Below are 21,249 nucleotides of genomic sequence, written 5' to 3'. Positions count from 1 at the left end.
TTAGCGTCGTCCCATGGGGGACAACGACGCAGGCCCGCGCACCAGCGGCAGCCGTCCGGACGACGTCACGGTCGTGGCGGTGCGCCGCGAGGACCGCGCATGAGGCGCATGGTCGTCCTGCGGGTCGTCGTCACCCTCACCCTCGTGCTGGGCCTCAACTACACCGTCTGGCGCTGGCTGGAGTCGGTGAACTGGTCGGCGTGGTGGATCGCGGTGCCGCTGGTGATCGCGGAGACGTACTCGTTCGTCGACGTCACGCTCTTCGGCATCACGATGTGGAAGGCGAAGCCGCGCGAGGACCCCGGCCCGCCGCCCGAGGGCGTCACGGTGGACGTGTTCATCACGACGTACAACGAGGACGTCGCGCTGGTCGCCCGGACCGCGGAGGCGGCGCGCGACATCCGCTACCCGCACCGCACCTGGGTGCTCGACGACGGCGCGCGGCCCGAGATGCGCGCCGAGGCGGAGCGGCTGGGCGTCGGCTACGTCGTCCGCGGTGCCGACTGGGCCGACCGGCCGAAGCACGCGAAGGCCGGCAACCTCAACAACGCGCTGGCACTGACGGACGGCGAGCTGATCCTGGTCCTCGACGCCGACCAGATCCCCACCCCGGACATCCTCGACCGCACGGTCGCGTACTTCGACGACCCGCAGGTCGCGCTCGTGCAGACGCCGCAGTTCTTCACGAACGTGCCCGAGGCGGACCCGCTCGGCAGCCAGGCGCCGCTGTTCTACGGGCCCATCCAGCAGGGCAAGGACGGGTGGAACGCGGCGTTCTTCTGCGGCTCCAACGCCATCCTGCGCCGCGACGCGCTCATGCAGCTCGGCCTCGTCGGGTACGTGCGGGAGACCGAGCGCACGGTCCGCGAGGCGCTGCACACGAGCCGCCGCGTGCTGCAGCGCGCGCGCCGCCAGGCCGACGACCTGCGGGTCGCCGCGGCCCTGGACGAGGTCGCGCGCGCGAGCACGCAGGCGCTGCGGCGGCTGGACGCCGGGGACCCGCTGGGCGAGGTGACGTACGCGTTCCAGCGACGGGTCGACGAGGTCTCCTCGTCCGTCGTCGCGGCGGACATGGCCGCGATCCGCGCGGACCTCGAGGCGCTGGGGGAGCTGGCGCCGGCGCTGGCCGCCGCACCCGCCGGGGCGCAGTCGACCGCGGACGGCCGGGACCCGGCGCACGCGGACGCGCTCACGGCCCTGGACACGCGGGAGTGGTCGCCCCTCGGCGCGCTGGAGTCGGTGCGTGCGCTCGTGCGGGCCGTCGACGTGGACCGCGGCGACGAGGCCATGCCGGTCATGCCGGTGGCGACGCTCTCGGTCACCGAGGACATGGCCACCGCGATGCGTCTGCACGCGCTCGGCTGGAAGACGGTGTACCACCACGAGACGCTCGCCCACGGCCTCGCGCCCGAGGACCTCGGCACGATGATCACGCAGCGGCTCCGCTGGGCGCAGGGCACCCTGCAGGTCTTCCTGCAGGAGAACCCGCTCACCGTGAAGGGCCTGCGGCTGGGCCAGCGCCTCATGTACGGCGCGACGATGTGGAGCTACCTGTCCGGGTTCACGGCGGTGGTCTACCTCGCGGCGCCCGTGATCTTCCTGTGCTTCGGCGTGCTGCCGGTCACGGCGTGGAGCGTCGACTTCTTCGCGCGGTTCCTGCCGTTCCAGATCGCCAGCCAGCTGCTGTTCCTCGTGTCGGCCCGCGGGCTGCGCACGTGGCGCGGGCAGCAGTACTCCCTCGCCCTGTTCCCCGTGTGGATCAAGGCGACGTGGACGGCGGCGGCGAACGTGTGGTTCGGGCGTCCGCTGGGCTTCGCGGTGACGCCGAAGCAGCGGCAGTCCTCGGCCGGGGCGTGGCGCCTGGTGCGCCCGCAGCTGGTGGCGATGGCGGTGCTCGTCGTCGCCGCGGTCGTCGGCGTCGTGCGGTGGGCCCTGGGCTACGCCCCGTGGGTCGGCACCGCCGTCAACCTCGCCTGGGTCGCCTACGACCTGGTCGTGCTCAGCGTGATCGTGCAGGCGCTGCGGTACCGCGGGTACCAGGGCGCCGAGAAGGAGGCGTGATGGAGATCGGGACGGACGTGCGCGGCGGCGGGGTCGCGGTGCTGCGGCCGCAGGGCCGGCTGACCATGGTGACGGCGGGCGAGCTCAAGGCCGAGGTGGACCGGGCGGTCGACGACGGCAACGCGGTCGTCGTGGTGGACCTCGAGGAGACGGCGTTCATGGACTCGTCGGGCCTCGGCGCGCTGGTCGGCGGGCTGCGCCGGGCGCGCGCCGCCGGCGGCGACCTGCGCATCGCGCGGGTGGGCGGCCAGGTGCTGACCGTCCTGCGGCTGACGACGATGGACCGTGTGCTCACGCCCTTCGCGACGGTCGAGGACGCGGTCGGTGCCGCCTGACGCCGAGCTGCACCTGCCGCTGGAGGGCGAGGACGCCGCGACCGTCCTCGACCGGGTCCACCATGCCCTCGAGGAGCTGTGGCGGACCGCCGGCGACGTCGACGAGATCGACCGCATCGCGGTGGAGACCGCGCTCGTCGAGGTGGCGGGCAACGTGGTGCGGCACGGACCGGACGGCACGTGGCACGGGGACGGCGTCCACCTGACGGTGCGCCCGGACGCCGTGGTCGCGGTCGCCCGGCAGGCGGGGCCGCCCCCGATGCTCGACCTGGTGCCGACGATGCCCTCCGCGGAGGCCGAGTCCGGCCGGGGCCTGGCGATCGTGGCCGCGCTGGTGGACGTCACGTGCACCGCCGAGGGTCACGGGACCCGCTGGACCCTCACCCGGCGTCGGACGGTGTGACCACGGCGAGCCGGCCCGCGGGGGCGGCGTCGCCGACGACCTCGCGCTCGGCGGCGCGCAGGTGCCGCTCGCGCAGCACCGGCAGGCAGAGCAGCAGCAGCAGGTCGAGCGCGGTCGCGACCACGAACACCTGCGCCAGGCCGACGTGCTCGCCCACGAGCCCGCCGAGCAGCGCCCCGACGGGCATGGTGCCCCAGGCGAGCAGCCGGTAGGCGCTGTTGAGGCGGCCGAGCAGGTGGTCGGGCGTGAGCCGCTGCCGCAGCGTCACGGTGACGACGTTCCACACGGCGATGCCCGCACCGGCGGCGGCCCACACCGCGGCCACGACGAGCACGTCCGTCGTCAGCACGGGCACGGCGTGCGAGGCGGCGGCGACGAGCACGCACAGCGCCAGGCTGAGCGTGCGGCCGAGCCGCGCCGTCACCTGCGACGCCGCGAGCGAGCCCAGCACGGCCCCCAGCGCGGCGGCCGTCGCGAGGGCGCCGTAGCCGGGCTCGGTCAGCCCGAGCGCGGAGTCGGGGCCGACGGCCCACAGCACGAAGACGGACATCATCGCGAACTCGGCCAGGTTCGAGACCCCCACCATGAACGCCAGCGTCCGGAGCACGGGCCTGCGCCACAGGAAGCGCAGGCCCTCGCCGACGTCCGCCCGCAGGGTCGTCGGGCCGGCGCCGTCCCCGCGCACGGGCCGGAACGTCCCCCGCAGCGCGAGGAGCGCGGCGACCGCGAGCAGCCACAGCAGCGCCGGCGAGACCAGCGCGAGCGCGGTGCCGGCCGCCACGAGCACGCCCCCGAGCGGGGGCCCGACGAACTGGTTGGCGGTCACCTCGACCGCGTAGAGCCGCCCGTTGGCGCGGTCCAGGTGCTCGCGACCGACGACCTGCGGCAGGATCGACTGCCCGCTCGTGTCGTGGAAGACCTCGGCCGTGCCGACCGTGAACGCCAGCACGTACAGCAGCCCCAGCGACGCCGCCTCGTCGGCGGGCGCGAGGACGAGGACGAGGAGCGCACCCGCCCGCACCGCGTTCGCGACGAGCATCGTGCGGCGGCGGTCCCACCGGTCGGCGAGCGCACCCGCGGGCAGGGAGACGAGCAGCCAGGGGAGCGAGAGCGTGAGCGCGATCCCCGCGACGACCGCGGGGGAGTCGGTGTAGCGCAGCGCGACCAGCGGCAGCGCGGTCTTGAGCACGCCGTCCGCGGCGTTCGACAGGCCCGACGACGTCCACAGCCACCAGAAGGCAGGAGGGTGCCCGGGGCTCGGCTTGCCCGGCATGCCCGGAACCGTAGCAGTTTCATGCGGGGGGATGACAGGAGTGCGCGGCACACCTCACCGCTCGCCGTCCCGTCGGTCCGTCCCGGTTCGTCCCCGTCGCGGCCTGCCCGGACGGTACGGTCCGCACATGGCCGTGACCAGCGCCGGGATCCTCCTGCACCACGGCGGCCCGACGCCGCGCGTGCTCATCGCCCACATGGGTGGCCCGTTCTGGGCGCGGAAGGACGCGCGGGCGTGGACGGTCCCCAAGGGGCTCGTCGAGCCGGGGGAGGACGTCGCGACGGCCGCCCGCCGCGAGTTCCTCGAGGAGGTGGGCGTCCCGGCGCCGGACCTGCCGGCGGTCGAGCTCGGCGCGTTCCGCTACTCCTCGGGCAAGGTCGTCCACGTGCTCGCGGTCGAGGTGCCGCCGGACCTCGTCGGCTCCCCGGACGACCCGGCGTGCGAGGACCTGACGACGCGCCCGGGGGTCAGCACCGTGGAGACCGAGTGGCCGCCCCGCTCGGGCCGCCGCACGACGTTCCCCGAGGTCGACCGGGCGGTCTGGTGCGGGCTCGACGAGGCGCGCGAGCGTCTCGTCGCCGGGCAGGTGCCGGCGGTCGACGCCCTGGTGGCCGCCCGGTGACGAGCGACGCCGGCCGCTGGAACCACAACGTCCACTACCACCCGCTCGTCCTCGGCGCCGTGCCGCCCGCTGCCCGCACCGCGCTCGACGTCGGCTGCGGCGAGGGCATGCTCGCACGCCACCTGCGCACGGTGGTGCCGCAGGTGACGGGCATCGACCTGCACGCGCCGAGCCTCGCCGAGGCGCGCGCCGCAGGCGGTGACGTCACGTACGTCGAGGGCGACGTCCTCACGCACCCCTTCATGCCGGGGTCGTTCGACGTCGTCGCGTCCGTGGCGACGCTGCACCACCTGGACGCGCGCGCAGGGCTGCTGCGCCTCGCCGCGCTCGTCCGGCCCGGGGGCCGGCTCGTCGTGGTCGGCCTGGCCCGCCCGTCCGGCCCCGCCGACGTCCTGCCCGAGGCGGCCGGGCTCGTGCTCGGGCCCCTCGCCCGCCTGCGCCGCGGCTACTGGGAGCACCCGTCGCCCACGGTCTGGCCGCCGCCGGCGACGTACGCGCAGATGCGGGCCCTGGTCCGCGAGCTGCTGCCCGGCGCGCGGTGGCGCCGGCACGTGTACTGGCGCTGGTCGGCGGTCTGGACGCGGCCCGCCGCGTGAGCCGTCAGGCCGGGGGCTCCGGCGTCTGCTGGTGCAGCGCCAGCCGCCAGCCGGCGTCGGTGCGCCGGTACGTCGACGCGAGCGTCGCGCGGTAGGTCCACGTGCCGCGGCGTCCCCGGAAGGGGTAGACGACGGTCGCGACGTCGCCCGACGCCACCAGGCGCGGGTCGCCCAGCTCGACGTCGTCCCAGCCCTCGGAGGCGTCCATCGCCGCGACGCACGCGTCGCGGTCCAGCACCGCGCCCGGCACGACCACGAGGGCGTCGTCGGTGAGGGACTCGGCGTACTCGGCGCCGCGACCGTGCGCGAGGCGGCGCTCGGAGGCCATGAGCTCGTCGGCGAGGGTCATGGCACCAGTGCTAGCACGGTGCGGCCGTCCGTGCCGCCGCTCGCCGGGCGGGTCCGCGCGGGCGTGGCTAGCGTCGACGGGGTCGGCCACGGGAAGGGACACGATGACGCTGCAGGGCAAGGTCGCGCTGGTCACGGGCGCGGGGTCGGGCATCGGGCGCGCCACGGCGGTGCGGCTCGCGCAGGACGGCGCCACCGTCGTCGCGCTCGGGCACAGCCAGGACAGCGCCGACGACGTCGCCGAGGAGATCCGCCGCGCCGGCGGCCAGGTGCTGCCCGTCGCCGCGGACGTCGGCGACGCCGACGCGGTGCGCGCGGTCTACGAGCGGGTCGAGCGCGAGCTCGGACGGCTCGACGCGGTCGTCGCGAACGCCGGCGTCAACGGCGTCTGGGCGCCGCTGGAGGAGCTCGAGCCGCAGGAGTGGGAGTCGACGCTCACCACCAACCTCACCGGCACGTTCCTCACCGTCCGGTACGCGCTGCCGCTGCTCGTGCGGCAGGGCGGCGCCGTCGTCGTCGTCGCGTCGATCAACGGGACCCGCACGTTCAGCAACTCGGGCGCCTCGGCCTACGCGACGAGCAAGGCGGGCCAGGTCGCGTTCGCGCGCATGGCCGCCGTCGAGCTCGGCCCGCGCGGCGTGCGCGTCAACTCCGTGTGCCCCGGTGCCATCGAGACGAACATCGACGAGAACACCGAGCAGCGGAACACCGAGGACCTCGGCGTGCAGGCCGAGTACCCCGAGGGGCAGATCCCGCTCACCGGCGACGAGTCCGGGTCCTCCCAGCAGGTCGCGGACGTCATCGCGTTCCTGGTCTCCGACGCCGCCAGCCACGTGAGCGGCACCGAGGTGTTCGTCGACGGCGGGCAGTCGCTCATCGCCTGACCGGCGCGGGGTCGGCCGGCCGGCCCGGCGCCGTCGCGGTCGCGCGCCCGGTCAGCCGGCCGGCGCGTCCTGCTCGTCCGCGTGCGCGACGTGCCGCAGCTGGCGCCAGATGAGCACGACGAACACCGCGGAGCCGGCGAACGCGAACCAGAACGGCGCCGTCACGCCGTACCGCTGCGCGAGGGCGCCCCCGATGCCGGCCCCGAGGACGAGCCCGCCGAAGACGCCGACGAGGTTGACGCTGCCGACCCGCCCCTGCAGCCGGTGCGGCACGGCCCGCTGCCGGACCGTCACCGACGTCGCACCCCACACGAACGCATGCGCGCCGAACACGAAGAAGATGCCGAGCGCCAGCCACGCCTGCGTCGTCAGCGCGAGCGCGAGGTGCGTGAGCGTCTCGATGACCAGGCCGACCCGCAGGAGGTTCGCGAGCGAGACGCGCGCCGTCAGCCAGCCGTACGCGGCGATGCCGGCCAGCCCGCCGATCGCCTGCGTCGTCGTCAGCAGGCCGTAGCCCACCGCGCCGAGGCCCAGGCGCTCCTGCGCGTACAGGACGAGCACCGAGAACGCGGCGCCGAACGTCACGTTGAAGATGAGGATCGTCAGGACCAGCGTCCGGACGGCGGCGTGGTGCCACACCCAGCGGACGCCCTCCGCGACGTCGGCCAGCACGTGGCTGCGCTCGTGGTCCGGCGCCCGCTCGGGCAGACGCACCCGGGCCACGAGCGCGACGCCGGCGGCGACGAGCAGCGCGTCGGCCGCCACCGGCCAGGCGTGCCCGACCGCGAACAGCGCGGCCCCGAGCGGCGGCCCGGCGAGCTGGTTCAGCGCGATGAACGCGGTCTGCATGCGGGCGTTGGCGATCGCGAGGTCGTCGCGCGCGACGAGCGTCGGCACGAGCGCGCTGAAGGTGTTGTCGGCGAACGTCTCCGCCGTCGCGACGAGGAACAGCGCGGCGAGCACGACCGCGATGGGCGCGGCGTCGAGCGCCACCGCGGCCGCGAGCGCGGCGAGCACCCCGACCCGCACGAGGTTGACGGTCACCACGAGGCGGCGCCGGTCCAGCCGGTCGGTCAGCACCCCCGCCCACAAACCGAACAGCAGCGGGGGCAGCCACGTGAGGAGCGCGGCGAGCGCGACCAGGAACGGGTCGTCCGTGCGGGACGCGACGAGCAGGGGGCCGGCCGCGAGCAGCAGGCCGTCGCCGAGGTTGGTCGACCAGGACGACGCCAGCAGCCACCGGAACCCGGTGCCGAGCCGTGCGGGCAGCAGGCGCTCGACGAGCCGTCCCGCGGCGCCGCGCGGTGGGGGAGCCGGGGCGGTCCCCGGCGCCCCCGTCGACGCCTCCGGCCCGGCCGTCATCGCGTGCCCGCGCGCCGCTGGGCGGGCAGGGCGGGGACCGCGGGGACGAGAGGAGACATGACGGCCATCGTCGCAGGGGCGCACGCGGCGGTGCATGCGCTTTCGGCGCCGCGCGTCGGCGGGTCGGCGGTGGCGGGCGGGTCCCGCGCGTCAGCGCGTGCGCGCGAACCGGGCGCTGTCCATGGCGCCGATCATCAGCCCGTCGTCCTCGCGCACCCACCGCTGCCCGGTCGCGCGGCGCTCCGCGCGCGTCGCGAACCGGTACCGGTACAGGTGCGCGCGCACCCACCGGGGCCGCTCCCCGCCGAACGGGTCGTGCGCGAGCAGGCGCAGCGTGGGCCCGTCGCCCTCGAGCAGCTTGCCCAGGAACGGCACGAACCAGCGCAGCTGCGACGACGAGCCGAGCGCGAGGAACCACATCCCCCAGTCGAGGCGCAGGTGGTACGGCGCGTACTGGCGCGGCAGGCGTCGCACGTCGGTCGGCTTGCCGCGGAACTCGTACTCGAGCCACGTGGCGGTCGCCGGGTCGGCGTCGCGCGTCCCCTCGACGACCACCTCGGTGCGACGGCGCGTGATCGAGCCGAACGCGCCGTACGCGTTGACCAGGTGCCAGACGTTGAAGGAGGCGTTCATCGCCTGGTGGCGCGACAGCAGGTTGCGCAGCGGGTGCCGGCTGATCCACACGCACAGCGCGGTGACGGCCAGGACCACGACGACGAACCAGAGCGGCGGGTCGGCCGCGGGCGCGGTGGGGGCGACGTCGACGCCGACGAGCCCGAGCGCCCACCGCCACGACGCGTCGTCGATGGCGGCGCACGCCAGGACGATCGTCAGCCAGTTCAGCCACGCGAAGTTGCCGGACAGCACCAGCCAGAGCTGCGTGACGACCATGACCGCCGCGGCGGTCGACGCGACCGGCCCGGGGACCAGCAGCCCGAACGGCACGACGAGCTGGGTCACGTGGTTGGCCACCACCTCGACCTTGTGCAGCGGACGCGGCAGCAAGTGGAACAGGCGGCTCAGCGGGCCCGGCATGGGCTGCGTCTCGTGGTGGTAGTACAGCGCCGTCAGGTCCCGCCACGCGGGGTCGCCCCGCCACTTGATGAGCCCCGCGCCGAACTCGAGGCGGAACACGAGCCACCACAGCAGCGCGAGCACGGTGACCGGCGGCGCGACGTCGTCCGACCCGAGGAACGCCACGAGGAACCCGGCCTCGAGCAGCAGCGACTCCCAGCCGAACCCGTAGAAGACCTGCCCGACGTTGACGACCGACAGGTACAGCGCCCACAGCAGCAGGAACGCGAGCATCGGCAGCCACGGCGGCCCCTGCTGCGGCAGCCCGGCGACGAGCGTCAGCGCGACGACCACGCCGACCCAGCCGACGGCCACGACGAGCCCGTCGGAGAACCACCGGTGGAACAGGCTGGGGCTCGCGCGGAACGGCACCCGGGCCGTGAACGCCGGCACCGGCAGCAGCCCGTGCTCGCCGAGCAGCGGCCGGAACTGGCGCAGCACCGCGACGAACCCCAGGACGAAGACCGCCGCGACACCGCGCTGCACGACCTCGCGCGCGATCGTGTACCCCTCGGCGTCGAACCACTCCACGCGCGACCACCCCCGTCCTGCCCGGCGTGCCCGCCGTCCAGGGTGGTGCAGCGGACGGCCCGCCGCCCGCCGACCGCCCACCCCGCCCCACCCGGCCCCCGCCCGGCCCCCGCCGCGCCGGCCCCACCCGTCCCTCGCCCCCGCCCGCCCCCACCCCTCCGGCGCCGAGACCGGTGGCTCCGTGCCGGGTCCGACGGCTAGGGGTGCCGATCTCGGCGCGAAGGTGCCGAACTCGCGGGGGGGACGGGGACGGGGACGGGGAGGGGGCGGGGCGGGGAAGCGGGGCGGGGACGGGGGTGGGGGCGGTGGGTCAGTCGGCGGTGCCGGTGACCGTCGTGCCCGTGCGGGTCACCGTGTAGTCGACCGTGTCGCCGCTCCAGAAGTGGAACGTCAGGTGGACGGGCGCGCCGTCGGTGACCTCGGCGAAGAACGCCGGGCGGAGCAGGATGCGCCCGTCCTCGGGGGCGAACGTCACGTCGAACTCCTTGAACGACGTCCACCCGTGCGGGCCGGCGTTCGTGCCGTCGGCGTACCGGGCCTCCATCGTGGCGAGCCGGTCCCCGCGGAAGTCCGTCGGGATCGCGAAGTCGTCGACCGTGGCGGCCGCGTCACCCAGCGCGGGCGTGTCGGCGGCGACGACCTCGATGCGCCACGGCAGGCCCTTGCCGAACCGGACCTCGACGACCGCACGCGTGCCGTACGCGCCGTCGGCGACCAGCGGCCGCAGCAGCGCCGCCGGCAGGGTGAGCGTGTCGCCGTCGAGGCGGTACTGCGACGGCTTGAGGCGCCGCCCGTCGAGGCGGACGTCCTTCACGCGGTTGCCGTTCGGCTGCAGGGTGACGGTCTGGTCCGCCACGGCGCCGGGACGCACGAACACCTGGTCGGTCGACGCCGTGCCGGACTGCCGCTTCCAGCTCTCCCGGATCTGCGCGAACAGCGCCGGGTCCTGCCACGTGAACGCGGTCCGCGACAGGTGCTGGCCGTTGTCCCACAGCATCGTGGTGACGCCCGTCGTGCGGGCGAGGTGGCCGACGTGCTCGAAGAACTTGAGCTTCTCGCCCTGCTGGATGGTGCCCGTGTGCCGGTCGAACCCGAGCAGGCCGTACTCGCCGAGGATCACCGGGATCCCCTGGGCGACGAACGAGTCGTGCACGCGCGCGAACGTGCCCTCGGTGTCCGCCTGCGCGGTCGCGTCGTAGCGGTAGCCGCCCGCGACGTTCACGCTGAACGGCCAGTAGCCGTAGTAGTGGACGGTCGCGGCGAGGTTCGGGTCGTCGAGCTGCTCGAACGTCGCGGTCAGCGCGTCGAGGCGGCCCTGCTCCGCGTTCGTGTGCAGCGTCGGCAGGACGAGGACGCGGTCGGCGTTGCGCCCGCCCGACGAGCGGACGATCTCGTGGAACACGACGTTGAGCTCGTGCAGCAGCGCGTACGACGTCGCGTCGTCGACACCGGCGAACTGCGGCTCGTTGACGCTCTCCAGCAGCAGCCGCCTCGGGTGGTCGCGGAACCGCTCGGCGAGCTGCTCCCACAGGGCGGTGTACTGCGCGAGCACCGCGTCGTGCTGGGTCGGCATCTGGTTGATCCACTGCCACGAGTCGTGGTGGACGTCGAGCAGGACGTACAGGCCCTCGTCGAGGGCCATGTCCACGACCTCCTCGACCCGGTCGAGGAACACCGGGTCGACCGGGTACTCCGGCGCCGGCCCCTGGTGCTGGCCGAACGTCACCGGGATGCGGACGCTGTTGAAGCCCTCGTCCTCGACGGCGTCGAACAGGTCCTCGGTGACGCGCGGGTTGCCCCACGCCGTCTCGTCGGGGCCGACCGCGTCGAGCGTGTTGCCGAGGTTCCAGCCGGGCTGCATCGCGGCGACCGTCTTCTGCGCGGCCGTCTGCTTCGGGGCGCGGGCGGTGGCGGCGTCGGGCGCGGCCGCCGCGGGTGCGGCGAGGCCGGCGGCGAGCGCCGCGGTCGAGACGAGCGCGGTGACGCTCGCCCACAGGCGTCGGTTCACGTGTGTGCTCTCCTTCGGGCGCGGGGAGCGACGGTGCTCCCGGCGGCGCGGGCGACGGTGCCCACGGGCTGCGACGACCGGAACGTCGAAGCGCTTCGATCGGAGTGTACGGACGCGGGTGGTTCGTCCGGAACCCCCGGAACGCTTCGGGCGGGCGCGGTGCGTGCGGGGGCGGGACGTCGGGGGACGGTGCCGACGCTCGCGGCCCGGCCGTCGTGCCCGGTGCTCGCGCGCAAACCCGTTGACGCGCCGCCGACGCCAGGACGAGCGTCGCGGCGTGGACCACAGGGAGATCTGGGACGAGCGGACGGCGCGGCGCTACGACACCCCGGGCGTGGGCATGTTCGCGCCGGAGGTGCTCGACCCGACCGTCGACCGCCTGGCCGCACTGGCCGGGGACGGCCGAGCGCTGGAGCTCGCCGTCGGGACCGGGCGCGTCGCCGTGCCGCTCGCCGCGCGCGGTGTACCGGTGGCGGGCGTCGAGCTGTCCCCGGCGATGCTCGCGCAGCTGCGGACGAAGGTCGACGAGGCGACGCTCCCGGTCGTGCTCGGCGACATGGCGACGGCGACGGCGCCGGGGGAGTTCGCACTCGTCTACGTCGTCTACAACGCGATCTCGAACCTGCTCACGCAGGACGCGCAGGTCGCGTGCGTCGCCAACGCGGCGCGTCACCTCCTGCCGGGCGGGCGGTTCGTCGTCGAGCTGGAGGTGCCGGACCTGCGCGTGCTGCCGCCGGGGCAGCCGGGCGTCCTGTTCGCGTCCGCGGACCGGTACCTGGGCGTCGACACGGTCGACCCGCTGCACCAGCGGCTCGTCTCGCACCACGTGCGGTGGGACGACGACGGGACGGCGGAGGTCTGGCGCAGCGGCCACCGGTACGTGTGGCCCGCGGAGCTCGACCTGATGGCGCGCCTCGCCGGGCTGGTGCTCGAGGAGCGGCACGCCGACTGGTCGGGGACGCCGTTCACGGCCGAGTCGCGCTCGCACGTGTCGGTGTACCGGCGGCCGGCGGGCTGACGTCCGGGTGCCGCCGGGCCGGGGGGAGCCGGGTCGGCGGACCGGTCAGGCGGCGGGGTCCGGCGCCCGGTGCCCCCGGACGTCCGCGGCCGCGACGACGAGCACCCCCGCCGCGTACGCGAGCAGGTCGGCGGGCGCGAACGTCGACCCGAGCACGTACGCGGCCGGCGGCCACGCCGCGACGACGGCGGCCGGCACGGGCGTCAGCTGGGCGAGCTCCACGGCCACGCACACCGTCAGCGCGACGGTGGCGGCGACGGCGGGACGCGTCCGCGGGGCGACCAGCAGCACGAGCAGGTGCACGAGCGCCGCGTACAGCGCGCCGCCGGCCAGGTCCGCGCCCGGGCCGCCGCCGCGGGAGACGACGAGGCCGCAGACGAGGACCACGGCGGCCGCGGCCACGAGGGGACCCCGGCGACGCGCGGCGGCCGGACGCCGGTCCGCGGCGTGCCGGAGGGAGGGGAGCACGCGGTGACGGTAGCGGCTCGCGAAGGGCTGCGAGCGCAGGCACCGCTCCGGGGCCGAGCGAGTGGAAAGCGCCCTCCGAAACGATTCAAGCCGTCCCTCCCGCTGCGCGACGCCGCCTACGGTCGGGACCGGCCGACCGGCCGGGCGTCCACCGACGCACGCCCGCACGTCGCCCGGCGGCCCCGACGAGAGGTCACCGCATGCCGTCCTCCCTGCTCGCCCGCACCGCGCGACCCGCACGACCCGCGCGCCCCCTCCGGCCCGCGCGCCGTCGCGCGGCGTTCGCGACCCTCGCCGCCGGCGCCACCCTCGTGGCCGGCCTGGTCGCGGCGCCCGCCGCGCAGGCCGCACCCGGCACCAGCTGCACCGGCTCGACCGTCCACGGCTCCGCCGTCCAGGACGGCAGCACCTGGCGCGCCTACCGCGGCACCCGCGAGCTGTGGTCCGGCTCCGACATGCTCACCGCCATCCAGCGCGCCGTCGACGGTCTCGACGCCGGCCGCACCAGCAAGCAGCGCGTCGTGGTCAACGGCTCCGGGACCATGAGCGCGAACGCCCGCATCACGCTGCCGAGCCACACCGCGTTCGAGTCCTGCGGCACCATCCACGTCAGCGGGTCGGGGTCCGGCAACGTCGCCGGGATCTACATGCGCGGCGTCCGCGACATCGAGGTCGCCCGGCTCGCGATGACCGGCACGCCCGTCTACGGGATCTTCGCCCGCAACGTCGACGACCTGCGGCTGCGGGACGTCGACATGCGCCTGTCGGGCGGCGGCATCGGCATCCGGGTGGACAACCACGGCGACCGCTCGCGCTTCGCCCGCAACATCAGCATCGACCGCGCGTACGTGTCCGGCGCCGGCTCGCACGCCGTCGAGACGTACGGCGTCGACGGCTTCACCCTCGGCACCCTCACGGCGCGTGACGTCCGCGAGTCGGGGCTGCTGCTCAACCAGACGATCAACGCGCGCGTCGGCACGGTCGACGCCGTGAACGCCGGTGCGGGCACGGGGTACGCCGCGTTCCGCATCGCCAACCGGGCGGGCCGCGTCGGCAGCTCCTACCCGACGAACATCGAGGTCGGGACCGTCCGCGCGAGCGGCGGCGGACGCGGGATCTTCTGCGTGTCGGAGAGCGGTGGGCTGCGCGTGAACCGCGTGGAGCTGACGAACACCGGCAACAACCCGGTGCTCATCGAGAACTGCACCAACGTCAGCCTCGCGACCACGAGCGGCACCGTCTCCCGCGGGGACGTTCGCCTCGCCGAGCGTGCCGACTTCCCCGGCAACCGCGACATCACGCTGCAGAACCTCACCCTCAGCAACGGCGCGCGGATCGTCGAGAGCCCGTGCGCCGACAACCTCGTGATCCGCAACGTCAGCGGTCCCGTCCAGCGCTGCTGACGCGGGCGGTGTCGCTCTGCCCGCGGCGCCGGCGGCCGTCCGCCGGCGCCCGGGCGGGGCGGCGCCGGTAACGTGTCGCCGTGCCCGTGCCCGTGCCCGTGCCCGTGCCGCGCGCCGTTCCCCGCGCCGTGCTGGTCGACCTCTACGGCACCCTCGTGGAGGACGACGACGCGGTGGTGGCCCGGATCTGCGCCGACGTCGCCGCCCGGTCGGGCGCCCCCGTCGCCGACGTGGAGGCCGCGTGGACGACGCACCTGTGGGCCGGCGGCGATGCGCACGGCGACGCCTTCCGCGCCCTCGCCGACCTCACGCGGTCCACGCTCGGGCACCTGGCGGAGGCGTTCGGCGTGGCCGTCGACGTCGACGCGTGGCTCACGACGTCCCGGGCGGCGTGGCGCGCCCCGCGCCTGCTGCCCGACGCGCGGGCGTTCCTCGGCGCGATCGACGCGATGAACATGCCGGTGTGCCTCGTCTCCGACGTCGACCGGGACGACGCCGCCGCCGTCCTCGCGCACCACGCGCTGCACGTCGACGCGGTCGTGACGAGCGAGGACGCGCGTGCCTACAAGCCGCGCCCCGAGCCGTTCCTGCTCGCGCTCGAACGGCTGGGCGTCGCGCCGGCGGACGCGGTGCACGTCGGCGACTCGCCGGCCGCGGACGTCGCGGGAGCGCACGCGCTCGGGATCGCCGCCGTGCTGGTCGACCGGGCCGGCCGCGCGCGCCCCGAGGCGCACGGGGCGGCACACGTCGTGCGGTCGCTCGCCGCCGTGCCCGTCGAGGTCCTCAGGCCGTCGGGTCGGGAGCGTCCCGCGGGGGCGTGACCCCGTCCCGCTCGTGCCGCAGCAGGTCGCCGGGCTGGCAGTCGAGCGCGTGGCACAGCGCCTCGAGCGTCGTGAACCGGACAGCCTTCGCGCGGCCGTTCTTCAGCACGGCGAGGTTCGCGGGCGTGATGCCGACGCGTTCCGCGAGCTCGCCGACGGACATCTTGCGCCGGGCGAGCATGACGTCGATGTCGACGACGATCGGCATCAGATCACCTCGTCGAGCTCGGCCCGCAGGGTCGTCGCCGTGGTGTCGAGGGCGACCGCCTTCGCGAGCAGCATCCGCAGGACCAGCACGAGCAGCCCGATGCCGAGGAACCCCGCCCCGACGATCCCGAGCATGAGGACGACACCCGGCGGCACGGCCTCGCCCGGCGCCAGCAGCACCCCGAGCAGCAGGAACAGCAGGCACTCCGCGACGGCGGCGCCGATGACGACGTCGACCCACCGGAACGCGCCCCGAGAGAACACGGTGTCCCGCCGGACCATGGTGAGCAGCCGCCACACGCACACCAGCGCGACCTGCACGCACCCGACCATGAGGATGCCGATCACCAGCACCGGCCAGCGCAGGTGCGCCAGCGCGGCGTCCTCCTCCGGGGCGTCCGTGAGCAGGCTCGGCAGCATGAACGTCTGCAGCAGCAGCGTCCCCCCGAGCACCAGCACGATCACCGCCCGCAGCGCGAGCACCGCGACCCGACTCAACCCGACCATGTCCCTGCCTCCTATCGACTAACGATAGAAACCTATCGCTTCCCGCGCCCGGATGCGACCCCCGAGCCCGGCACCCGTGCCGTCTACGCCGAGTTCGCCAGGACGGCCCGAGTTAGCCAGGCCGACCTGGCGAACTCGCGCCGACCTGGCGAACTCGCGGCGCGGTGGCGAGGTGGTGGCAGGGCCGTCAGGGCCGGAGGGGTGGCTGGAGGTCGGGGCGGGGAATGAGGGGTGCCGGTGGGAGGAGGGCGCGGACCCGAGCGACCAGGCCGTGCGGGTCGCTGCGGTCCGCCGACGTGGCGCGCAGGACCCGCCAGCCCGCGTCCTCGACGGCGAGCTGGCGACGCCGCTCCCGGCGCAGTGCTTCGACGGCGGCGACGCCGTCGCGGCCGTACTTCTCCGCACCGTCGTACTCGAGCAGCAGTCGTGCCGCCGGGTACCCCAGGTCGGCCCAGTACCGACCTGAGCGCGTCCGGACGAGGACCTGCGTCTCGGGCGTCGGAAGTCCGAGGCGCAGCAGGGTCCAACGCAGCCACGTCTCCCCGGGGGACTCGGCGCCGCCGTCGGCCGCCTCCACCACGGCACGCGCGCGTCGGACGCCTCGACGTCCGGCGGACTCCTCCAGGATCGCCAGCACTCGGTCCCGGTCGGCCCCCCGGTGCAGGGCTGCGTCGGCGACGACGAGGCCGGCGTACGGGTCCAGAGTCGCCGCACAGTCCACCAGCGTCCGCTCGAGCGTGGTCACGCGGAAGCCCCGGTGCGTGACGCGGTACTCCTGCGGTACGTCCACCACGTGGCGCAGCACGTCGCGGGCGCTGCCGCCGCTCGGCCGGGTCGACTGGGCGACGTGGACGAGCCCGGGAGGGGCGACGAGCGGCAGGCCCCAGACGAGGGCGGCGGACTCGCGGACGAACACCGGTGGCCGCGCACTCTGCCGGTGGACCGCGACGAGTCGGGCGAGGGCCAGCCGCGCGTCGACGCGCCCGTCGCACCCGGGCGCGCTGTCGACGTAGGCGCCCCGTCGCGCCCGCGTCCACGACCCGGAGCGGACGCGCGCCGTCACGTCCGAGCGCGCGTGCTCGGCCCGCAGGTGCACCGCAGGCACGGGTGGGGCGGGCAGCACCGACGAGGATCCGGGACGGCGAGGCATCCCCGCAGCCTCCGCGCAGGTCAGGCCGGCGTCGAGCTGCGTGCTCGCATCCTGTGGACAGGCACTCGCCACGGAGGCCTGAGGACGCCTGACACCAGCTGACCCCGGACGGGCGGCGCCTCCGCCGAGTTCGCCAGTACGGCTCGACTTCGCCACGTGGACCTGTCGAACTCGGGCCGGAGTGGCGAACTCGGGCCCGAGTGGCGAAGTCGGCGCACGGGGGGAGGGCGGGGAGGGGTGCGGGCGGAGGTGGGAGGGGCTGGGCGGGGGGCGGGGCAGGGGCGGGGTGTGCGAACGCCCGGTCCGCGAGGGAGGTGCGGACCGGGCGTTCGGGTGGGCGAGGGGCGGTGGGCTCGGTGGTCACCGAGCCGCACCGGTCGCCGGTGGGGCCGGCGTCGGGCGCCGGCCCGGACCGGCCGGGGCGTCGGGCGCCCCGGCCGGGTGGGTCAGCGCGGCGAGCAGATGCCCGTCGGCGTCCAGTTGATGTTCTGGCTGCCCTTGTAGTAGGTCACGCCGAACGAGTGCGAGCCGGTGCTCGTGAACGTGTTGCCGTTGCGGGTCGCGCCCCACGAGCTCTGGATCGACTGGCCCGTGTTGGGGTAGACCGTGACGCTCCAGGGACCGGATGCCTGGACGTTGTAGGTGACGTTGAAGCGGTCGCCCCACTCCTGGCCCTTCGTGGCCGTCGCGGTGCAGCTGCCGCCACCGCCGCCACCCGTGGGCGGGGGCGTCGAGCCGCCGCCGCCGTTGTTGCCGCCGCCGCCCGACGTGCCCTCCCAGACGGTGATGTTGGACGAGCCGGACGACTGGTAGCCCTCGGTCGCCATGACCATGTAGTCGTGCGAGCCGAGGTTCATGCCGGCGCGCGACCACGCGTCGAAGTGGTTGCCGGTGGTGATGGTGCCGCCGGTCCGCTTCTGCTGGCGCACCGACCAGTACTGGTAGAACGTCGCCGTCCCGTCGATCGACGGCTGGTTGACGCGCTGCGTCCGGTAGATGTCGTAGGTGCCGCCGTCGGAGGTGACGGTGCCCATGAACGTGCCGGTCGGACGGTAGGTGCCCCAGTTCTCGACGATGTAGTACTCGACGAGCGGGCTGCGGGTCCACCCGTAGAGGGTCAGGTAGGAGTTGCCGCCCGGGTTGAAGGTGCCGGAGTAGGACACCGTCTTGCGGCCGCCGGGCTTCCAGCCCTTGCCGCCGACCCAGTTGTTGATGCCGCTCCAGGACGTGCTGTAGTTCCCGGCGCTGCCGAGCGTCATCGAGACGTTCCCGGAGTCCTTCCAGTACGTGAAGAAGAAGCCGTTGTGCGTGCCGGTCTGGTTGCTGTTGATGGTCTGGGCGGCGGCCGGCGTGGCGGCGACCGCCAGGCCGGCGGCGACGAGCGCGGTCGTCGCCGCGGCGGCGAGAACCGCGCGCAGCGGGCGACGTGCCCGGGTGAGGGTTGCGGTCATGCGTGTGCACTCCTTCGTGCGATCGGTGTGGCGGGGACTGCGGGACGGTGGAGGGGAACCGGGACGGGGGCTGCCGTGAGCGCCCCGCCCCGGCGCCCGGTCGAGGGGTGCCGGCGTCAGCGCACGGAGCAGACGCCGGTGGGGGTGTACCCGTTGTTGCTGCTGCCCTTGTAGAAGGTGACGCCGAACGAGGTGGTGCCGCTGCCGGTGAAGGTGGTGCCGCTGCGGGTCGCCGACCAGGAGCTCTGGATCGACTGGCCGTTGGTCGGGTACACGGTCACGCTCCAGCCGGCGGAGGCGCTGACGTTGTAGGTGACGTTGAAGCGGTCGCCCCACTCCTGGCCCTTCGTGGCCGTCACCGAGCAGGTGCCGGTGCCGCCACCGGTGGGCGGGGGTGTCGTCGGCGGGGGCGTCGTTCCGCCGCCCGACCCGGACGGGGCGACGACCCGGCCGGTGCCGGACGAGATGTGGCCCGTGCACAGGTTCCGGGAGCGCAGGTCCTGCAGGATGCCGGGCAGCGCCTGGACGGTCGCGGCCGGCCAGTCGTGCATGAGGATCGTCTGCCCGTTGGTCAGCCGTGCCGCGGCCTGCCGGATCGACGCGGCGCTCGCGTTGTTCCAGTCGTTCGAGTCGACGTCCCAGGTGACGACGCGCAGCCCCAGCGACGACGCGACCGAGCTGACCGTCGCGTTCGTCTCGCCGTACGGGGGGCGGAACACGGTGGGCGTGACGCCCGCGGTCTGCTGGATCGCCTGCTGGGTGCGGGACAGCTGCGACTGGACCTGCGACTGCGACTGCTGCACGAGGTGCGGGTGGTCCCAGCTGTGGTTGCCGATCTGGAACCCGGCGTTCCGGTAGGCCTGCATGAGCGAGGCGTTGTTCTGCGCGTTCTGCCCGGTGGGGAAGACGGTCGCGGTCGCGCCGTACTGGCGCAGGGTGCTGATGACCTGGTTCGTGGTGCCGGCGTTCGGGCCGTCGTCGAACGTGAGGCCGACGTAGCCGGCGGAGCAGCTGGACCCGGTGATCGCGCCGGCGGGTGCCGCGACGGCGAGGCCACCGGCCAGGAGCGACGCCGCCGCTGCGGTGCCGAGGAGCCCACGGAGCGCGCGGCCGCGGCGGTGCCCGGGACGTGTGCGGGCGAAAGTGTCGGTCATCTGCACTCCCTCGTGCGGACGGACAGGTGGGGCCGTGGTCACCCGGAGCGGTGAGCGGACCGGTGCTGCAGCCGGGTCGCGGACCCCGCGCTGGCGGGGAGGACCGACGTCGAAATCGATATCGACCGAGTTTGGGGAGGCCGACGAGGCGTTGGGAACACCTCGATGTGATGAGGAAACGTTTAAGCCACCCATCCGTGCGACGGCGCCGTCACGCGGGAGCGCGACCACGCGAGAGGCGGCTCCGACTCGAAAGTGTCGGCCGCGCGTCGCCCTCGCGTCCCGCCGCACCACGCGACGCCGGAGCGTCCCTCCGTGCTGCCCGCCGGCGGACCCGGACGTAGCGTCGACCCGTGCCCCCGACGGACGCGCGCCAAACCGACCGCAGCGAGCGGCTGCGGCTCGCCGTGGCGCGGGACGGCGCCCGCTGCGTGTGGTGCGGTCGCCCCTTCAGCGGCCTCGTGCCCGCGACCCGTGAGCACCTGGTGCCGCGCGCCAAGGGCGGGCCGTCGTGGCTGGAGAACGAGGTGCCGGCGTGCCGGCGCTGCAACGGTCAGCGCGGGCACCGCGGGGTCGTCGAGTGGCTCGAGGAGTGCGAGCGGCGCGGGTGGCAGCCGGACGAGGACGTCGTCGGGCGGTCGCTCGACGCGCTCGCGGGCGCGATCGCCGAGCGCGGCGGCCAGCGGCGCGCGCGCGAGTACGTGGCAGCCCAGCAGCGTCGGCTGCGCCGGCGGCAGGCGGGGCCCCGGGCCGCCGGCTGACGCGTGGGCCGGCCGTGCTCAGGCCGGGGAGCTCACGCCGCCGACGCGGCGACCCGCGTCGAGGGGTCCTCGCCGATGCGCAGCAGGTGGATGCGCTCGACCGCGTGGCCGACCGACGCGAGACCCCGGCTGGTCGCCCGCAGCGCCGGCCGGACGCGCTCCGGCGCGTGCGGCACGACCGCGTCGGCGACGTCGCGGAGCCGGTCGACCACCGACAGCGGCAGCGCCGAGATCACGTTGCCCGGGGGGCGCCGCGCCACCACCGGGTGCGCGCGCGTCGGCGCGACCCGCCGCACCACCTCCCACAGCAGCCCGAGCAGCACCAGCTGCCGGCGGTCCGTGACGGCCTGCAGCCGCGGGAACAGCTCGTCCTCCTCGTCGCGCACGTCCTCGCGCAGCACCGCGGCGAGCCGGTCGAGCAGCGGACCGCGCGCGGGGTCGTCGGCGTCCGTCCGCTCGAGCCGCGTGACGAGCTCGTTGACCTCCTGGTGCTCACGCTCCACCTCGAGCGTCAGCTCCTCGCCGTCGGGCAGCGCACGGCGCATGAGCGGCCACAGCACGGACTCCTCCGCGAACGCGTGCGGGAACACGAGCCGGTAGAGCCGCAGCAGCACCTGCTGCTGGTGCTCGCCGGTGGCGCCGTCGAGCTCGTGCAGCAGGCGGTCCAGGTGGACGTGGTCGGCGCGCTGGCGGGCCAGCACGCTCAGACGCCCGCCCAGCTCGGTGACGCTCTGGTCGGCGATGGACGTGGGCACGGTGCCTCCCGGGGGCCGGTCGTGCGTCCACGCTAGGTCGGGGCCACCGGGAGCGCC

General features: G+C 75.1%; 22 protein-coding genes. 10 read left to right on the top strand and 12 right to left on the bottom strand.

The window, feature by feature from the left end:
* The first annotated feature begins 99 nt into the window (after nt 1-99).
* From FB586_RS00625 to FB586_RS00615, 3 genes are read left to right on the top strand one after another with little or no spacing between them, the layout of a single operon-like run.
* A complete protein-coding gene (locus tag FB586_RS00625; RefSeq protein ID WP_136517421.1) occupies nt 100-2,061 on the top strand; it encodes a glycosyltransferase family 2 protein in 1,962 nt (653 codons plus the stop codon).
* The gene (locus tag FB586_RS00620) at nt 2,061-2,396 is read left to right on the top strand and encodes an STAS domain-containing protein (protein ID WP_136517420.1); all 336 of its coding nucleotides are present in this window, start codon (nt 2,061-2,063) and stop codon (nt 2,394-2,396) included. The genes FB586_RS00625 and FB586_RS00620 overlap by 1 nt, the downstream gene beginning before the upstream one ends.
* The gene (locus tag FB586_RS00615; RefSeq protein ID WP_136517419.1) at nt 2,386-2,799 is read left to right on the top strand and encodes an ATP-binding protein; all 414 of its coding nucleotides are present in this window, start codon (nt 2,386-2,388) and stop codon (nt 2,797-2,799) included. Before FB586_RS00620 ends, FB586_RS00615 begins: the two co-directional genes overlap by 11 nt.
* Here FB586_RS00615 and FB586_RS00610 read toward each other — a convergent pair.
* Entirely contained in the window at nt 2,777-4,072 is a 1,296-nt protein-coding gene (locus FB586_RS00610) for an MFS transporter (RefSeq protein WP_136517418.1), read from the bottom strand. The genes FB586_RS00615 and FB586_RS00610 overlap by 23 nt on opposite strands.
* Before the next feature lie 127 nt (nt 4,073-4,199).
* On the opposite strand from FB586_RS00610, the gene FB586_RS00605 reads away from it, so the two are divergent.
* Together FB586_RS00605 and FB586_RS00600 are read left to right on the top strand one after the other, a co-directional pair.
* Nucleotides 4,200-4,694 carry an NUDIX hydrolase gene (locus FB586_RS00605; RefSeq protein WP_136517417.1) on the top strand — a complete coding sequence of 165 codons (495 nt, stop codon included), beginning with the start codon at nt 4,200-4,202 and terminating at the stop codon, nt 4,692-4,694.
* On the top strand, nt 4,691-5,290 hold the full coding sequence (locus tag FB586_RS00600; protein WP_136517416.1) for a class I SAM-dependent methyltransferase: 600 nt from the start codon (nt 4,691-4,693) through the stop codon (nt 5,288-5,290). Before FB586_RS00605 ends, FB586_RS00600 begins: the two co-directional genes overlap by 4 nt.
* 4 nt (nt 5,291-5,294) lie before the next feature.
* On the opposite strand, the gene FB586_RS00595 is transcribed toward FB586_RS00600, so the two are convergent.
* On the bottom strand, nt 5,295-5,639 hold the full coding sequence (locus FB586_RS00595) for a nuclear transport factor 2 family protein (protein WP_168800401.1): 345 nt from the start codon (nt 5,637-5,639) through the stop codon (nt 5,295-5,297).
* Nucleotides 5,640-5,742: 103 nt separating this feature from the next.
* On the opposite strand from FB586_RS00595, the gene FB586_RS00590 reads away from it, so the two are divergent.
* A complete protein-coding gene (locus tag FB586_RS00590) occupies nt 5,743-6,522 on the top strand; it encodes an SDR family oxidoreductase (protein WP_136517414.1) in 780 nt (259 codons plus the stop codon).
* A gap of 51 nt (nt 6,523-6,573) precedes the next feature.
* Here FB586_RS00590 and FB586_RS00585 read toward each other — a convergent pair whose 3' ends face one another.
* The 3 genes from FB586_RS00585 to FB586_RS00575 all read right to left on the bottom strand — a co-directional run bounded on the left by FB586_RS00585 (nt 6,574) and on the right by FB586_RS00575 (nt 11,497).
* On the bottom strand, nt 6,574-7,884 hold the full coding sequence (locus tag FB586_RS00585; RefSeq protein ID WP_136517413.1) for an MFS transporter: 1,311 nt from the start codon (nt 7,882-7,884) through the stop codon (nt 6,574-6,576).
* 150 nt (nt 7,885-8,034) lie between these two features.
* Complete coding sequence (locus FB586_RS00580; protein WP_136517412.1) at nt 8,035-9,489, bottom strand: lipase maturation factor family protein; 1,455 nt, start codon at nt 9,487-9,489, stop codon at nt 8,035-8,037.
* A gap of 310 nt (nt 9,490-9,799) precedes the next feature.
* Nucleotides 9,800-11,497: a cellulase family glycosylhydrolase gene (locus FB586_RS00575; RefSeq protein WP_222928252.1), complete on the bottom strand. Its 1,698-nt coding sequence runs from the start codon at nt 11,495-11,497 to the stop codon at nt 9,800-9,802.
* Between the two features lie 277 nt (nt 11,498-11,774).
* Here FB586_RS00575 and FB586_RS00570 point away from each other — a divergent pair, with 277 nt between their 5' ends.
* Entirely contained in the window at nt 11,775-12,515 is a 741-nt protein-coding gene (locus FB586_RS00570) for a class I SAM-dependent DNA methyltransferase (protein ID WP_136517411.1), read from the top strand.
* Nucleotides 12,516-12,560: 45 nt separating this feature from the next.
* Here FB586_RS00570 and FB586_RS00565 read toward each other — a convergent pair whose 3' ends face one another.
* On the bottom strand, nt 12,561-12,983 hold the full coding sequence (locus FB586_RS00565; RefSeq protein WP_222928251.1) for a DUF2809 domain-containing protein: 423 nt from the start codon (nt 12,981-12,983) through the stop codon (nt 12,561-12,563).
* Between the two features lie 200 nt (nt 12,984-13,183).
* On the opposite strand from FB586_RS00565, the gene FB586_RS00560 reads away from it, so the two are divergent.
* Both FB586_RS00560 and FB586_RS00555 read left to right on the top strand, forming a co-directional pair.
* The gene (locus FB586_RS00560) at nt 13,184-14,386 is read left to right on the top strand and encodes a hypothetical protein (RefSeq protein WP_222928250.1); all 1,203 of its coding nucleotides are present in this window, start codon (nt 13,184-13,186) and stop codon (nt 14,384-14,386) included.
* 80 nt (nt 14,387-14,466) lie between these two features.
* A complete protein-coding gene (locus FB586_RS00555) occupies nt 14,467-15,207 on the top strand; it encodes an HAD family hydrolase (RefSeq protein WP_136517410.1) in 741 nt (246 codons plus the stop codon).
* On the opposite strand, the gene FB586_RS00550 is transcribed toward FB586_RS00555, so the two are convergent.
* The 5 genes from FB586_RS00550 to FB586_RS00530 form a co-directional block, all read right to left on the bottom strand.
* A complete protein-coding gene (locus tag FB586_RS00550; RefSeq protein WP_136517409.1) occupies nt 15,170-15,415 on the bottom strand; it encodes a helix-turn-helix domain-containing protein in 246 nt (81 codons plus the stop codon). The genes FB586_RS00555 and FB586_RS00550 overlap by 38 nt on opposite strands.
* Nucleotides 15,415-15,921 (bottom strand): DUF2975 domain-containing protein, encoded by a 507-nt coding sequence (locus tag FB586_RS00545; protein WP_136517408.1) that lies wholly within the window; start codon nt 15,919-15,921, stop codon nt 15,415-15,417. Before FB586_RS00545 ends, FB586_RS00550 begins: the two co-directional genes overlap by 1 nt.
* 187 nt (nt 15,922-16,108) lie before the next feature.
* A complete protein-coding gene (locus tag FB586_RS00540; RefSeq protein WP_136517407.1) occupies nt 16,109-17,071 on the bottom strand; it encodes a type IV toxin-antitoxin system AbiEi family antitoxin in 963 nt (320 codons plus the stop codon).
* Nucleotides 17,072-17,517: 446 nt separating this feature from the next.
* Complete coding sequence (locus tag FB586_RS00535; RefSeq protein ID WP_136517406.1) at nt 17,518-18,522, bottom strand: glycoside hydrolase family 11 protein; 1,005 nt, start codon at nt 18,520-18,522, stop codon at nt 17,518-17,520.
* A 116-nt stretch (nt 18,523-18,638) separates the two neighbouring features.
* Entirely contained in the window at nt 18,639-19,676 is a 1,038-nt protein-coding gene (locus FB586_RS00530; protein ID WP_246036281.1) for a polysaccharide deacetylase family protein, read from the bottom strand.
* Between the two features lie 353 nt (nt 19,677-20,029).
* Here FB586_RS00530 and FB586_RS00525 point away from each other — a divergent pair, with 353 nt between their 5' ends.
* Nucleotides 20,030-20,437, top strand: a complete 408-nt coding sequence (locus FB586_RS00525; RefSeq protein ID WP_136517404.1) for an HNH endonuclease — start codon at nt 20,030-20,032, stop codon at nt 20,435-20,437.
* Nucleotides 20,438-20,469: 32 nt separating this feature from the next.
* On the opposite strand, the gene FB586_RS00520 is transcribed toward FB586_RS00525, so the two are convergent.
* Nucleotides 20,470-21,192 carry a hemerythrin domain-containing protein gene (locus FB586_RS00520; protein WP_136517403.1) on the bottom strand — a complete coding sequence of 241 codons (723 nt, stop codon included), beginning with the start codon at nt 21,190-21,192 and terminating at the stop codon, nt 20,470-20,472.
* Nucleotides 21,193-21,249: the final 57 nt, after the last annotated feature.

Source organism: Cellulomonas telluris (assembly GCF_004886325.1).
Lineage (GTDB): Bacteria > Actinomycetota > Actinomycetes > Actinomycetales > Cellulomonadaceae > Cellulomonas > Cellulomonas telluris.
Note: the sequence above shows the minus strand (reverse complement) of the source record. Positions and strands in the feature narration are given on the sequence as shown.